Source organism: Pseudarthrobacter sp. MOO13 (assembly GCF_058267655.1).
Map to the genome: position 1 here is coordinate 2,416,803 of NZ_CM177848.1, position 14,903 is coordinate 2,431,705.

At 66.1% G+C, this 14,903-nt stretch carries 11 protein-coding genes; 5 read left to right on the plus strand and 6 right to left on the minus strand.

Annotated features, from left to right (window positions below; translation table 11 throughout):
• Window positions 1-27: 27 nt before the first annotated feature.
• Window positions 28-1,632, minus strand: a complete 1,605-nt coding sequence (locus tag AC4EEO_RS11160; RefSeq protein ID WP_491338855.1) for a cytochrome ubiquinol oxidase subunit I — start codon at window positions 1,630-1,632, stop codon at window positions 28-30.
• A 262-nt stretch (window positions 1,633-1,894) separates the two neighbouring features.
• Here AC4EEO_RS11160 and AC4EEO_RS11165 point away from each other — a divergent pair, with 262 nt between their 5' ends.
• Both AC4EEO_RS11165 and AC4EEO_RS11170 read left to right on the plus strand, forming a co-directional pair.
• On the plus strand, window positions 1,895-2,278 hold the full coding sequence (locus AC4EEO_RS11165) for a BlaI/MecI/CopY family transcriptional regulator (protein WP_018761089.1): 384 nt from the start codon (window positions 1,895-1,897) through the stop codon (window positions 2,276-2,278).
• Between the two features lie 6 nt (window positions 2,279-2,284).
• Window positions 2,285-3,277, plus strand: coding sequence for a M56 family metallopeptidase (locus tag AC4EEO_RS11170; protein WP_018761088.1), 993 nt, complete (start codon window positions 2,285-2,287; stop codon window positions 3,275-3,277).
• Window positions 3,278-3,320: 43 nt separating this feature from the next.
• Here AC4EEO_RS11170 and AC4EEO_RS11175 read toward each other — a convergent pair whose 3' ends face one another.
• Window positions 3,321-5,429 (minus strand): DNA gyrase/topoisomerase IV subunit B, encoded by a 2,109-nt coding sequence (locus AC4EEO_RS11175; RefSeq protein ID WP_491338856.1) that lies wholly within the window; start codon window positions 5,427-5,429, stop codon window positions 3,321-3,323.
• A gap of 255 nt (window positions 5,430-5,684) precedes the next feature.
• Between AC4EEO_RS11175 and AC4EEO_RS11180 the strand changes: the two genes are divergently transcribed.
• Window positions 5,685-5,906 (plus strand): DUF7455 domain-containing protein, encoded by a 222-nt coding sequence (locus tag AC4EEO_RS11180; protein WP_018761086.1) that lies wholly within the window; start codon window positions 5,685-5,687, stop codon window positions 5,904-5,906.
• Between the two features lie 164 nt (window positions 5,907-6,070).
• On the opposite strand, the gene AC4EEO_RS11185 is transcribed toward AC4EEO_RS11180, so the two are convergent.
• From AC4EEO_RS11185 to AC4EEO_RS11200, 4 genes are all read right to left on the minus strand, one after another.
• Window positions 6,071-7,384, minus strand: a complete 1,314-nt coding sequence (locus AC4EEO_RS11185; RefSeq protein WP_018761085.1) for an RNA polymerase sigma factor — start codon at window positions 7,382-7,384, stop codon at window positions 6,071-6,073.
• Between the two features lie 305 nt (window positions 7,385-7,689).
• Entirely contained in the window at window positions 7,690-9,018 is a 1,329-nt protein-coding gene (locus AC4EEO_RS11190; protein ID WP_491329738.1) for a DUF4192 family protein, read from the minus strand.
• A gap of 92 nt (window positions 9,019-9,110) precedes the next feature.
• Window positions 9,111-10,457, minus strand: coding sequence for an MFS transporter (locus tag AC4EEO_RS11195; protein WP_018761083.1), 1,347 nt, complete (start codon window positions 10,455-10,457; stop codon window positions 9,111-9,113).
• Between the two features lie 51 nt (window positions 10,458-10,508).
• The gene (locus AC4EEO_RS11200; RefSeq protein ID WP_018761082.1) at window positions 10,509-11,447 is read right to left on the minus strand and encodes a proteasome assembly chaperone family protein; all 939 of its coding nucleotides are present in this window, start codon (window positions 11,445-11,447) and stop codon (window positions 10,509-10,511) included.
• A 255-nt stretch (window positions 11,448-11,702) separates the two neighbouring features.
• On the opposite strand from AC4EEO_RS11200, the gene AC4EEO_RS11205 reads away from it, so the two are divergent.
• Window positions 11,703-13,226, plus strand: coding sequence for a leucyl aminopeptidase (locus AC4EEO_RS11205; RefSeq protein ID WP_109864051.1), 1,524 nt, complete (start codon window positions 11,703-11,705; stop codon window positions 13,224-13,226).
• 254 nt (window positions 13,227-13,480) lie between these two features.
• A complete protein-coding gene (lpdA, locus tag AC4EEO_RS11210) occupies window positions 13,481-14,863 on the plus strand; it encodes a dihydrolipoyl dehydrogenase (RefSeq protein ID WP_491338857.1) in 1,383 nt (460 codons plus the stop codon).
• The last annotated feature ends 40 nt before the right edge of the window (window positions 14,864-14,903 follow it).

The following is a 14,903-nucleotide window of genomic DNA, read 5'->3' on the forward strand; positions in this document are numbered from 1 at the left end:
CGTTGGAGCCTGTTGGGTCCGGTGCGGCTAGTAGGCGAAGGCCAGGACGTCGTCGGCGGCCCTGGCTTCCCCGGTGCCGCCGTCGCCCGGGGTCCGGTCCTCATTCTCATCGGCCGGTGCGTGGGCAAGTTCGGGCATCGCGGAGACCACGCCGCCGCGGATGTACTTCACCAGCAGTTTCACTTCCACCACCAGCAGGACGGCGTAGACGGCGGTCAGTGCCACCAGGGAAGCGATCAGCTCGCCCGCGGAGACCCCGGGGGAAACGGCGGCGGCGGTGAACATGAACACCTGGTCGATGCCGCTGGGGTCCGGGTTGGGGGCCACAACGAACGGCTGGCGGCCCATTTCGGTGAAGATCCAGCCGGCGGCGTTGGCGCCGAAGGGTGCCAGGATGCCGAACACTGCCAGGCGCATCAGCCAGCGGGATTCCGGTACCGTCCCCTTGCGGGTGATCCAGAGTGCCACCAGCGCGGCCAGGGCGGCAAGGCCGCCAAAGCCGATCATCATCCGGAAGCCCCAGTACGTGACTTCCATGACGGGTACGTACTGGATCTCCTGGCCGGCGCGGTCACCGTAAATCGGGTTGTCCGGCAGGTTGGTTCCGTATTTCTCCTTGTACTCGGGCAGCAGGCTGTTGACGCCCTTCACCTCGGTGGTGAAGTCACCCTTGGCCAGGAAGGACAGGATGCCGGGGACCTCGATGACTGCCACGACGTCGTCGCAGTTCTTCGATCCCACGTTGCCGACGCTCAGGACGGAGAAGCCCGTGCCGTCGTGGCAGGCAGCTTCGGCGGCGGCCATCTTCATGGGCTGCTGCTGGAACATAAGCTTGCCCTGGAGGTCACCGGTGACCGCTGTGCCTGCGAACGAGATCATGGCCACCACGGCGCCGATGCGCAGGGACCGGATCCACACGCTGTAGTCGGCGCGGTCCCGGCCGGGGATGCGGGCGTCCTCACCGGGGATGGCCCGGCCGTCGGCACCCACGGTGTCGACGCCGTCGTGCCGCCTCCGCCACAGGTGGTACCAGGCGATGCCGAGGAGGAAGCCGCCGGCTACGGCGAGGGCGCCGAACAGGGTGTGCGGGACGGCCACCAGGGCAGTGTTGTTGGTGAAGACTGCCCAGGCGTCGGTCATCACGGGCCGGCCGTTCACCATTTCCACGCCCACCGGGTGCTGCATCCAGCTGTTGGCCACAATGATGAAGTAGGCAGAGAGGGCTGAGCCGATGACGGCCACCCAGAGGCAGGCGAGGTGGATGGCCGGCTTGAGCTGTTTCCAGCCGAAGATCCACAGGCCCAGGAAGGTGGACTCCACGAAGAAGGCCAGGAGGGCTTCCAGCGCCAGCGGGGCGCCAAAGACATCGCCCACGAACCGGCTGTACTCACTCCAGGCCATGCCGAACTGGAACTCCTGCACGATGCCGGTGGCGACGCCCATGATGAAGTTGATGAGGAACAGCTTCCCCCAGAACTTGGTCATCCGCAGGTATTCCGGCTTGCCGGTGCGGTACCAAGCGGTCTGGATCGCCGCTACCACGAGGCCCAGGCCGATGGTCAGCGGCACCATCATGAAGTGGTAGACGGTGGTGATACCGAATTGCCAGCGTGCGATTTCCAAGGCGTCCATGGCAGTCCCTACTGTTAGCAGTGCAGTTTTCTACGCTTCGTAGAACTCTAACTTCTACACAGTGTAGAACATTGTCGGTGGCTGCAAAAAACCATCCGCCACACCCCTAGGATGGCGCGTCCCGGCCCGCCACGCCAGATGTTCTACCATATGTAGAAAGAAGCAGGGTTTCGGGGTAAATTTAGTTCTGTAGTTGAACAGCCGCGTGACGTCATCGGCGCAGCGAAAAGCGCACGGTGCGGGGAAATAAAGGAAAAGTGAAATGGCTAGTCTTGGTGAACTGGAACGGGCGGTCATGGACCTGCTCTGGGCGGGCCAGGAAGCGGCTACGGCCAACACCCTGAGGGACCAGTTGGCGCGCTCGTCGGCTGCACAGGGCGGGGCGGGCCACGAGGGCAAGGAACTGGCTGTCACGACTGTACTTACCGTGCTCTCCCGGCTGGAGAAAAAAGGGCTGGTGGAACGCGAACGCGGCACCCGCCCGCACCGCTACCAGGCTGTTTCCAGCCGCGCCGACCACACTGCCGAACTCATGCATGAGGTCCTCGGGTCAGCACCCGACCGCGAGGCAGTCCTCGCCCGCTTCATAGGATCGGTCTCCGAAGGTGAAGCCGCTACGCTGCGCAAACTGCTTGGCCACCTCTAGCAAACCATGTTCTGGGCCTCGTACCTGCTGGCGGTCCTTGCGATAGTCCTTGCGTGGCCGGTGCCGATCCTCCTTTCGAAGGCACAATGGCCGGCCAGGTCGCCCTTCACCGCGATGCTGCTCTGGCAGGCGATCGCCCTCGCAGGTGGCTTGTCCATGATCGGCGCCATGCTGGTCTATGGCCTGGAGCCGATTGGCGACAACCTGGTGGCCGGCCTTCGGGCCCTCGCCGGCATGGTACTTTTCAGCGCTCCCACCACGGCATTGGGGTTCTGGCACATCTTCGCCCTGTCCGCCGCGGCCCTGCTGACCGCTCACCTGGTCTTCACCCTGCTGCTCACCTACTACAAGATCCAGCGGCAGCGGCGGCGGCACCGTGAACTCCTGGCCCTGCTGGCCTCACCGTCCGGACAGGACACCGGAACCCTGGTCATCAGCCATGATTCCCCGGTGGCCTACTGCCTGCCGGGTGGGGCCCGCTCTGTGACCGTCCTGTCGGACGGCCTGATGGCCGCCCTCGAGCCGGCTGAACTCCGCGCCGTCCTCATCCATGAGAACGCCCACCTGAGCCAACGGCACCACCTGCTGCTCTGGGCGTTTGCCGCCTGGCGGCAGGCGCTGCCCTGGCTGCCCACCACCCGCCTTGCCCAGGAATCGGTCAACTCACTCATCGAGATGCTGGCTGACGACGTCGCCCTGCGGACCGAGAGCAAGGCGACCCTGATCAAGGCCATCGCCATCGTCGCCAGCGGCTCGGCAGCGAACCCCGAAGCTGGTGGCATCCGGCCGTCCTCACCCAGCCTGGCGCTTTCAGGGCTGGAGGCGGCCTCCATGGGACCGGGCTCGGACGCGGTCCGGACTGCAGCGTCCAGGGTCAGCCGCCTGCTGACACCCCAGCCCCAACTGCCGGCCGCGGCCCGCAGTGCCGTCCTGGCCGGCTGCATCCTGCTGCTCGCGCTGCCAACCGCTTTGCTCGTGGTTCCGGGGCTGCTCGGCTGACCTGCCACCGCCGCGGTGGTTGACCTGCCGAAGGCCGGCACCCTCAGGCGTCGATGCGCTCCCGGTCAAGGCTGGACGCCCCGGCGATGATGAAGTCCTTGCGCGGGGAGACATCCGAACCCATCAGGAGGTCGAAGATCTCCTCCGCCTGCTGGGCATTCTCGATGCCCACCTTCCGAAGGGTCCGGTGGCGTGGGTCCATGGTGGTCTCGGCCAGTTGCTCGGCGTCCATCTCCCCCAAGCCCTTGTACCGCTGGATGGGTTCCTTGTACCGCTTCCCCTCCTTGGCCAGGCGCGCCAGCAGCACGTGGAGCTCGGCTTCGGAGTAGGTGTAGATCATCTCGTTGGCCTTCTGGCCGGCGTTGATAACCTCCACCCGGTGCAGCGGGGGAACCGCCGCGAAGACCCGGCCTTCGAGGATCATGGGCCGCATGTAGCGGAAGAACAGGGTCAGCAGCAGGGTCCGGATGTGGGCGCCGTCCACGTCGGCGTCCGTCATGAGGATGACCTTGCCGTACCGGGCGGCGCTGATGTCAAAGCTGCGGCCGGAGCCGGCGCCCACCACCTGGATGAGGGCCGCGCATTCGGCGTTGGAGAGCATGTCCCCCACCGATGCCTTCTGCACGTTCAGGATCTTGCCGCGGATGGGCAGCAGGGCCTGGAAATCGGACGAGCGGGCCAGCTTGGCGGTGCCGAGGGCGGAGTCGCCTTCCACGATGAAGAGTTCGGAGCGTTCGACGTCGTCCGTGCGGCAGTCAGCGAGCTTGGTGGGCATCGAGGACGTTTCCAGGGCATTCTTGCGCCGCTGCGTCTCCTTGTGCACGCGGGCCGAGATGCGGGACTTCATCTCGTTGACGATCTTTTCCAGCAGCAGGGCCGACTGCGCTTTGTCGTTCCGGTTGCTGGAGGTGAGCTTGGCGGTGATCTCCCGTTCCACCACCCGCGCCACGATGGCGCGGACGGCGCTGGTGCCGAGGATCTCCTTGGTTTGCCCCTCGAACTGCGGCTCGGCGAGCCGGACGGTCAGGACTGCGGTCAGGCCGGCGAAGATGTCGTCCTTGTCGATCTTGTCGTTGCCGGCCTTGAGCTTGCGGGCATTGGTTTCCACGGCTTTGCGGAACGTCTTGACCAGGGCTTGCTCGAAGCCGGACTGGTGGGTGCCGCCTTTCGGGGTGGCAATGATGTTCACGAAGCTGCGGACGGTGCTGTCGTAACCAATGCCCCAGCGCAGGGCCACGTCCACTTCGCAGTCCCGTTCGACCTCCGCCAGCTGGCTGTGGCCCCGTTCGTCCAGGACAGGGACGGTTTCCTTGAACTTGCCGGAACCGTGCAGCCGCCACACATCGGTGACGGCCGGATCGGCGGCCAGGAATTCGACGAACTCCGAGATGCCGCCGTCGTGGTGGAAGACCTCTTCGTGCGGGCCTGCCTCACCGGGGGTTCCCGGGAGCTTGCGTTCGTCGCGCACGGTGAGCTTGAGCCCGGGAACCAGGAACGAGGTCTGCCGGGCACGGGCTGCGAGGTCGTCGTAGGAGAACTTCGCGTCCGGCGTGAAGATCTGCCGGTCCGCCCAGTAGCGGATGCGGGTCCCCGTTACTCCGCGCTTGGCCTTGCCCGTGACGTCCAGGACAGAGTCGTTGACGAACGGCGTGAAGGGCGCTGCCGGATCGGGCTTGGACCCGGTGTCCTTGAACCGGCCGGGTTCGCCGCGGCGGAACGACATCCGGTAGGTCTTCCCGCCGCGGTCCACCTCAACGTCGAGGCGTGAGGAGAGGGCGTTGACCACTGAGGCGCCAACGCCGTGGAGGCCGCCGGACGCGGTGTAGGAGCCACCGCCGAACTTGCCGCCTGCGTGCAGCTTGGTGAATACCACCTCGACGCCGGTGAGCCCCGTCTTGGGCTCCTTGTCGATGGGAATGCCGCGGCCGTCGTCGTGGATTTCGACGGAATTGTCCGCGTGAAGGATGATGCGGATGTCGTGGCCGAAGCCTGCCAGGGCCTCGTCCACCGAGTTGTCGATGATTTCCCAGAGGCAGTGCATAAGGCCGCGCGAGTCGGTTGAGCCGATGTACATGCCCGGGCGCTTGCGGACAGCTTCGAGCCCTTCCAGGACGGAAAGGTGCCGGGCGGTGTACTCAGAGCTTGGTGCCACTGGTGATGAACTCCTTCAGGGACGTGGGAGCGGCACTGGAACCGCTCCCTCTAGGGTAGTCGGCGGCAGCGACAGGAGCCTGCTGCCACACCCGCCGGCCGCTGTGCGGCGCGCCACGGGCAGGGTCCCGGCAGTCGGTGGGACATTCTTGACCCAACCTTGCGGATACGCGCACAGCGAACTTGCCCCATCCTTGCGATGGATTGGATACGAATGCTGGTTATATAGATGTACTGATCTACTAAGGAGGCCGACATGACAACAGCAGTGGCAGACCGCACGCTCAACGCACTGGACCGGTGCGACCGTTGCGGAGCTCAGGCATATGTCCGGGTTGTACTCGAGTCCTCCGGCGGTGAGCTGCTGTTCTGTGGCCACCACGCCCGTGCAGTGGAGGCGACGCTTAAGCCGTTGAGCTCCGACTGGCACGACGAGACGGGAAAGCTTCACGAGAAGGCTCCCGTCGAGATCGACTAGATGAGGCATCGGTAACAACGAACCCGGTGGGACCTGTCCGAATGGATGGGTCCCACCGGCGTTTAACCGTCCTTAGGGGGAACCTCACGGGGGTTAAAAAGCCAGGCCGCCCCGGGCCCACCGCAGGGTGGGGTCGGGGCGGCCTGGCTTTTTGCGCTGGAGATCTAGTCCAGGTAGTCGCGCAGCACCTGCGACCGTGACGGGTGGCGGAGCTTGGACATCGTCTTCGATTCGATCTGCCGGATCCGCTCGCGGGTGACGCCGTAGACCTTGCCGATTTCGTCTAAAGTCTTCGGCTGTCCGTCGGTGAGGCCGAACCGCATGGCAACGACGCCTGCTTCGCGCTCGGAGAGGGTATCCAGTACCGAGTGCAGCTGTTCCTGCAGCAGGGTGAAGCTCACTGCGTCGGCAGGGACCACCGCCTCGGAGTCCTCGATCAGGTCACCGAACTCGGAATCGCCATCCTCACCCAGGGGAGTGTGCAGCGAGATTGGTTCGCGGCCGTATTTCTGGACCTCGACAACCTTTTCCGGGGTCATGTCCAGTTCCAGCGCCAGTTCCTCGGGCGTGGGTTCGCGGCCGAGGTCCTGCAGCATCTGGCGCTGGACACGGGCCAGCTTGTTGATGACCTCAACCATGTGCACCGGAATACGGATGGTACGGGCCTGGTCGGCCATGGCGCGGGTGATCGCCTGCCGGATCCACCAGGTGGCGTACGTGGAGAACTTGAAGCCCTTGGTGTAGTCGAACTTCTCCACGGCGCGGATCAGGCCCAGGTTGCCTTCCTGGATGAGGTCCAGGAAGAGCATGCCGCGGCCTGTGTAGCGCTTGGCCAGGGAAACCACGAGGCGGAGGTTGGCCTCCAGGAGGTGGTTCTTGGCGCGCTTGCCGTCGTGGATGATGAATTCGAGTTCGCGCTTGTACTTGGGGTCCATGGTGTCCCCGTCGGCAGCGATCTTTTCTTCGGCGAACAGTCCGGCTTCGATCCGGAGAGCCAGGTCGACTTCCTGCTCGGCGTTGAGCAGTGCCACCTTGCCGATCTGCTTCAGGTAGTCCTTGACGGGGTCGGCGGTGGCGCCGGCGGACATGACCTGCTGGACCGGGGCGTCGTCGTCGTCGGCGTCGGAGTAGACAAAGCCCTTGCCGCTGCCGGCGGCACCCTTGACCGGATCGGCGTCGGCATCCTCGACCGCGTCGGGGCCTTCGAGGACGATGTCGTCGATGTCCTCCTCGACCTCCTCGACGTCGTCCGGGTCAACGTCACCGGTGGACTTGCCGGCAGCCTCTGCTGCAGCCTTGGCGCCCGGTTTGGGCCCGCGCTTCTTCGGCTCGCGCTTGCCGTCCGCTGCAGCCTCACCGGACGAAGCCTTGTTGGCTGCCCGCGTAGCTGCCCGCTTGGCGTTGGTCGCGGCCTGCTTCTCCTCAGGGGACAAGACGTCCTGGGCGGCGGAATCCTTCTTCGTGGAAGACGGGGTCACAGAAAACCTTTCTAGCGGTGGTCTGTGGAATCACCATACGGGCAACACCACTATGACCCTGTCAAGTCCGTGGTGGAAACCAAGCGCCACCACGGCCGGCAGAGTCACTTAAGACAACTCCCGGAGCGGCTGTAATGTTCCCTTGCGGGCACGGTTACAAGCACTCGATACACGGACCCAACCGGGTCTCGGCATCCATTGTCTCATGATTTGGCCGAATCCGGCCTCTCCTGCCGGCATCCATTACCACCCCAGCGCTTCCGGCGCCCCTGAAAGGCGTGGCCCGGGGCCACCACGGCCGGGCGTCAGACCACACCTCCGCGCTCCGGCCCAAAGGGATCCGGCCCGAATTTCTGCCAGGCAGCGTCCTTCCGCGCCGCCCAGCCGCAGAGCGCACCCCGCGCGACAATGTCCAGCAACAATTCCGCCAGCCTGTACCCGGGCTCAAGCCGGAGCGCCTCGCCCAGGTAGGCGGCCGCGTACGATCCGCGGCCGCGGCACCAGGCTATCCATCCCCTGCCGGACAAGGCAGCAGCCCCGGCCCGTCCGCCCGGCGCTGCCAAGTGTTCAAGGACGCGATCCAACATGTCCAGGGCCGCCCAACAGGGCACCTCAGGCGCCACTCCCATCAGGATCTCGCCGTAACCGGCAACCGGAGGGCCGGCGGGGTTCAGCAAACGTGGCCGGCGGTCCCGGCCCAGCCGCGCAGGCGCTGTTGCAGCCCCGAACCCCGGCGTCCGCAACCGCGGCGCCGTGTCCCGGCATGCGGCCGGCGAGGCCGACGGCGCGGACACGGCGGAGTCGCCGGCAACCTCAGTGGCACCCACATCGTCAAGGGCCCCGAAAAGCTCAGCTCCTGCCTCCGCGGCGCTCCTGCCCGCTGCTGCCATGACCAGAACGGCATCGCGCCAGGTCGGCACGAAGATGGTGGCGCGAAGGAACGCATCGCGCTCGGCGTCCGGTTGCCACGGCGTTGCGGCCGGCTGGCCCAGGATCCTCTCCCAGAAATCCAGCACGGAGCTGAACTGGGCCCTGCTCCGGGTCCGCCCGGCCAGTTCTTCCATCCAGCCGTCCTCCCGCGCCAGGACGGAGGCCACATATTTGCCCGGCAGCGCCGGCAGGTGCGCAGTGCCCGATCCCGGCGCTGCCTCGATGCTGCTGCCCCGGTACACCATCTCGGCATTAAGCGTGCTGTCCCTGATCTGCTGGACCGGGCGGCCGGGCGGTGGGCAACACGACGAGTCCCGGCACAGGGCGTCCCGCCAATACGCGTCGCCCACGAACCACGCGTGACGGACAGGCATGCCCGCCTGGTCCAGGACAGCCTGCACGTCGCGGACCAGTTGGTCGTAGGCGGTAGGCGGCGCCGCCCCGGCGTCGGTGGTAAAAATCGCCAGCAGCGAGCCGTCGGCCTCAACGTCAGACTGCAGGTAGCGGCGGACGGCGCGGGCGAACCCCGACGGGTCCACCTGTGTCTCCAGGTCGGGAAGGTCAAGCCGCAGCGTGGCTCCCAGCGTGGTGCCGCGCAAGGTCATGGCCACGAGACTCGATGCCGGCCAGTATCCCAGCGAATGCGGGATGAAGCCGAGGATGTCTTCGGGGCCGTGGACTGTCAATCGTTCCGGAGCTGTCATGGCTCCAGCATTGGCCCCCTGCCGCGCAGCGCGCACCGGGCCGTTCGGCTATGTGGGAAACCCGAGCGGTGGAGGACCAGTGGCCTGCGCCCTTAGTCGTCGGTAGGTGCAGGCTGCCGGCGGCGGGCCAGGCTCTCCCGGCGCTGCCGCGCCAAGGCACTGCGCAGGGGCGGCACGACGATTCCCTGCGCAGCCATCTGCCGGCGCACCTTTCGCCTGGAGGCAACGATCGCTGCCGATCCAATCGCGAGCAGCAGGAACTGGACGCTGAGGGCCAGCCGGAACGGGTCCAGGCCATACAGGACACCCTGCGAGAATCCGGTGGCATAGAGCAGGTCCAACACCAGGCCGATCAGGAAGATGGACACCAGGGCGGCAATGAAACCGCCAACATTGACGATGCCGGTGGCCGTCCCGATCCGGTGCGCGGGGTTGAAAGTCCGCGCGAAGTCAAAACCGATCATCGACCCCGGGCCGCCGATGGCGAGGACGACCACCAGCATGGCCAGCAGCCACAGCGGAGACCTGCCGGGCAACAACAGCACCGCGGCCCAGGCGGCGGCCGTGAAACCGGCAATGAGCAGGACCATCGTGGAGCGGCGCAGCGGGTGGCGGGAAACGAAGCGGCCAATGAAAGGGCCCACGGCCATGGCAGCGGCAACATACAGCGCCATCAGAGCTGCAACGGTACCGGCGTCCAGGCCCTGGCCGGAGATCAGGAACGGGTAGCCCCAGGTCATCGCGAACACGGTGCCGCTGAACTGGATGGTGAAGTGGCTCCACATTCCCAGCCTGGTTCCGGGCTGGCGCCAGGCGCGCGCCAGCGAGACGCCGGTTGCTTTCAGCCCCTGCCGGGCGTCCGGGCGTTCGGTGCCCGGCGGAACGTCCTGCAGCAGCAGGAGGACCAGCACGACGGCGAGGGCTGACATCCCGGCCAGCATCAGGAAGGCGGGAGTCCAGCCCGACAGGTGCAGGACGAGCGCGAAGGGAAGGACGCTGAACAGCTGCCCCAGCTGGCCGGACATGCCGGTCAGCTGGGTCACCAGGGGGACGCGGACCGGAGCAAACCACAGCGGGATGAGCCGGATCACCGAGATGAAGGTCATGGCATCGCCGGCTCCCACCAGCACGCGGCCCAGGACCCCGCCCGGGATGCTCTCGGCAAAGGCAAGCTGCAACTGGCCCAGCCCCATCAGCACGGCACCGCCGGCGATCATTGCCCGGGAGCCGAACCTGTCCACCAGCAATCCGACCGGGATCTGCAACCCGGCGTAGACCAGCAGTTGGAGGACCGTGAAAAAGGATATGGCCGAGGCCGTGGCATGGAAGCGCTCGGTGGCCTCAAGGCCCACTACCCCGAAGGAGGTGCGTTGCGCCACGGCCACCAGGTACCCGAAAATTCCAACGGTCCAAATCAGCCAGGCGCGGGGAGCAGTCACTAGTTCATTATGCCCGGCCCCGGCAGGCTCCCCCGAAGCCGTGACGCGCCGCTACGGCTTCGGATTCTCCCTGGCCAGGTATGCTTCCACGGCGGCGCCGAGGTCGTCGGCGTCGGGAAGCTCGTCATTTTCATTGGCCAGGAGCGAGCGCCGCACCATGCCGTCGGCCTTCTCGTCGTAGCGCGTTTCGAGGCGGGCCACCACCTGCTGGACTTCCTCGGACGCCTCGATCTGCTCGGCGATCTGGCGGCTGACGTCACGGCCCGATTCACGCAGCCGGTCGGTGGGCAGCATGAGCGACGTCGCAGCACCGAGGTATTCGAGGCCGGCGACGGCGGCCGTGGGGTACTCTGCCTCCGCAAGGTAGTGCGGCACGTGGATGACGTAGCCGGCGACATTGCGTCCGGCTTCGACGAGGCGCAATTCCAGGATGTGGCCGACGGCGGCTGGAACTTCCACGGTGGGCTTCCACACCGAAATGCCTTCAATCAGCTCAGGCCGGTTTCCGTGCACGGTGACGCCCACGGGACGGGTGTGCGGGACCGGCATGGGGATCGAGTGGATCCACGTGACCAGGTTGACATCGAGTTTCTCCACGATGTTGACCACGGCGCGGGCGAACCGCTCCCACTGCAGGTCGGGTTCGAATCCAGCCAGGAGGAGGAACGGTTTGCCGAGTCCATCGACGAGGCGGTAAAGGGCCAGCCGCGGCTCCTGGTAGTCCTGGATGTGGTCTTCCACAAAGCTCAGGTGCGGGCGGCGGGACCGGTAGTCGATCAGCTGGTCGGCGTCGAAGACCGCCACCGGCTGGGCATCAAGGGTGTCCAGCAGTTCGGCGTTGATCTGCTTCACCACGTGGCCGGCGTCGGCGAAACCGGTGAAACCCATGACCAGGTTCAACCCCCGCAGATCGGGGCTGTGGAACAGCTCGATGTTGCTGGCGTAGAGCGCGTCGGGGTCCAGCAGGGAGCCGGAAATCCGTTCAAGCACGGCGTGTTCCTTTCAGGGGTTCGGGTGGACATCTTGCATAACGCGGCGGACGGGCCGGGCATTCCGGCACCCCGTGTGGCGCACATCTCAGGAAATTCTCCCGCCGTGGCACGGAAGGGCTACGATCGGAACTGGCCTGCCAGGCGGGCTGGCACGCACCCGGAGCGGTCCACGACGGCCGGAGCCGGGCCACCATGGCAGAGCGCCCAACATGCATTCCTGCCCGAACGTTTCGAGAATTGAGGACTCATCCCTGTGGTCAAGAATACTGAAATCAACCTTAGTACCGTCTCGCGGGACTTGAAGAAGAGCGCCAGCGAGGCAGTGGTCATCGGGGTGGGGCAGGGAACCGACGGGCCCGTTCTCCTGGACAACCCGTTGACGGCAAAGTCCGCGGAAGCCCTCACGGAATCCCTCAAGGCGCTGGGCGTTACCGGCGCAGCAGACCAGCTTGTACGCCTGCCGGGGCTGCCCGAAACCGGAGCCGGGATCCTGGCCCTGGCCGGGGTTGGCAAGGTCGCAGCCGGCGAACCGCTGGCAGGCGAGTCGCTTCGCCGCGCCGCAGGCTCGGCGGTCCGCCAGCTTGCGGGCCTGGCCACAGTCACCCTGGCGTTTCCGACGGCGACCGTGCAGGACGTCGCTGCCGTCGCCGAGGGTGCGGCGCTGGGCGCCTACTCCTTCACTGAGTTCCGGTCCTCGACTGACGGGCTGAAGGACCCGGTCCGGAACGCCGTGATCTTCACCGAACTGGCCGGCACCGCCGGGGTGGACTCCGCGCTGAAGCGCGCAGGCCTGGTGGCCAAGGCCGTGAATGCGACCCGGTCCCTCGTTAACACCCCGCCCAGCCACCTGTACCCGGAATCCTTCGCAGAGGCCGCCAAGGATCTCGCCAAGGGCCTTCCGGTGAAGGTGACCGTTTGGGACGAGAAGCGCCTGGAGAAGGAAGGCTTCGGCGGCATCATGGGCGTTGGCAAGGGCTCCTCGCGGCAGCCGCGCCTGGTGAAGGTCGAATACTCCCCCGCCAAGGCGACGTCGAAGATCGCCCTCGTCGGCAAGGGCATCACGTTCGACACCGGCGGAATTTCCCTTAAGCCGGCCCTGAACATGGGTGACATGAAGAGCGATATGGCGGGCGCCGCCGTCGTCCTTAACACTGTCCTGGCCATCGCCGGGCTGGGCCTGCCCGTCAAGGCCACGGCCTGGCTGTGCATCGCCGAAAACATGCCCGGCGGTGCCGCCTCCCGCCCCGCCGATGTCCTGACCATGTACGGCGGCAAGACCGTGGAAGTACTTAATACGGATGCCGAAGGCCGGCTGGTCATGGCGGACGGCATCGTCGCAGCGAGCGGCGAATACCCGGACGCCATCATTGACGTCGCCACCCTCACCGGCGCGCAGCTCATCGCACTGGGCAACCGCACCGCGGGCATCATGGGCTCGGACAGCGTCACCGGCGCGCTCAAGGTTGCCGCGGACCGCGCCGGCGAGCTGGTCTGGCCGATGCCCCTGCCGGAAGAACTGCGCCCCAGCCTGGACTCCCAGGTGGCGGACCTTGCCAATATCGGAGAGCGGCACGGCGGCATGATGACCGCTGCCGTTTTCCTGCGCGAGTTCGTGGGTAAGGATAAGGCGGGCGCGCAGATCCCGTGGGCGCACATCGACATTGCCGGGCCGTCATTCAACAACGGCAGCCCTTACGGCTACACACACAAGCAGGGCACCGGCTGCACCGTCCGGACCCTGGTCGCGTACGTCGAGGACATCCTCGCCGCGGCCTGATCAAGCCTTGACGGGCCGTGCCGCGCGGCTTTGCGGCGGGGGTGATCCCTCCGCCACAAAGCCGCGTGACACTGGCCACAAGCGCTCCACAAACGCGCCGCCAAGGTGGAGCATGGATAGGTGGTTCGCTAAGGTGAACCACGGTAGTCACAAATGCAAGAGAGTTGCCCTGCTGACATAATCACGGCAGTGCAAGTTCCAAGACCAGATGATGCGCGCTGATCGCGTCATCGTTCACGCGAGGGAGCGTTTTAGTGGCCGATCAGGCAACTGCGCAAGAATTCGACATCCTGGTACTCGGTGGCGGCAGCGGCGGGTACGCCGCGGCGCTGCGGGCGGTACAGCTGGGCCTTACCGTCGGCCTCGTGGAGAAGGGCAAGCTGGGCGGCACCTGCCTCCACAACGGCTGCATCCCCACCAAGGCCCTGCTGCACTCTGCAGAGCTGGCCGACCACGCCCGTGACTCCGCCAAGTACGGCGTGAACGTCACCCTCGACAGCATCGACATCAACGCTGTCAACGCCTACAAGGACGGCATCATCGCCGGCAAGTACAAGGGCCTGCAGGGACTCATCAAGTCCAAGGGCATCACCGTCATCGAGGGTGAAGGCAAGCTGCAGGGCACCGACACCGTCGTCGTGAACGGCACCGCCTACAAGGGCAAGAACATCGTCCTGGCAACCGGCTCCTACTCCCGCACCCTGCCCGGCCTGGAAATCGGCGGCAAGGTCATCACGTCGGACCAGGCCCTCACCATGGACTACATCCCCAAGAGCGCCATCATCCTCGGCGGCGGCGTCATCGGCGTCGAGTTCGCCTCGGTCTGGAAGTCGTTCGGCGTGGACGTCACCATCGTCGAAGGCCTCCCCTCCCTCGTTCCCAACGAGGACGCGACGATCGTCAAGAACTTCGAGCGTGCCTTCAAGAAGCGCGGCATCAAGTTCTCCACCGGCGTGTTCTTCCAGGGTGTCGAGCAGAATGACGACGGCGTCAAGGTCACCCTCGTGGACGGCAAGACCTTCGAAGCCGACCTGCTGCTGGTTGCCGTTGGCCGCGGCCCCGTCACCGCCAACCTGGGCTACGAGGACGCGGGGATCACCATTGACCGCGGCTTCGTCATCACCAACGAGCGCCTGCACACCGGCGTCGGCAACATCTACGCGGTGGGCGACATCGTTCCCGGCGTGCAGCTGGCGCACCGTGGTTACCAGCAGGGCATCTTCGTTGCCGAGGAAATCGCCGGCCTGAAGCCGGTGGTTGTCGAGGACATCAACATCCCCAAGGTCACCTACTCCGAACCCGAAATCGCCACGGTTGGCTTCACCGAGAAGGCTGCCAAGGAAAAGTTCGGCGACGACCAGGTCCAGACCCAGGAGTACAACCTGGCCGGCAACGGCAAGAGCTCCATCCTGGGCACCTCCGGACTGGTCAAGCTGGTCCGCCAGAAGGACGGCCCCGTGGTTGGCGTCCACATGATCGGAGCCCGCATGGGCGAGCAGGTGGGCGAGGCCCAGCTGATCGTGAACTGGGAAGCCTACCCGGAGGACGTCGCCCAGCTGGTGCACGCCCACCCCACCCAGAACGAGGCCCTCGGCGAAGCCCACCTGGCGCTGGCCGGCAAGCCGCTGCACGGCTGATTTTCCACAGTATTACCAGGCCTGGTGCACCCGGCCGCGC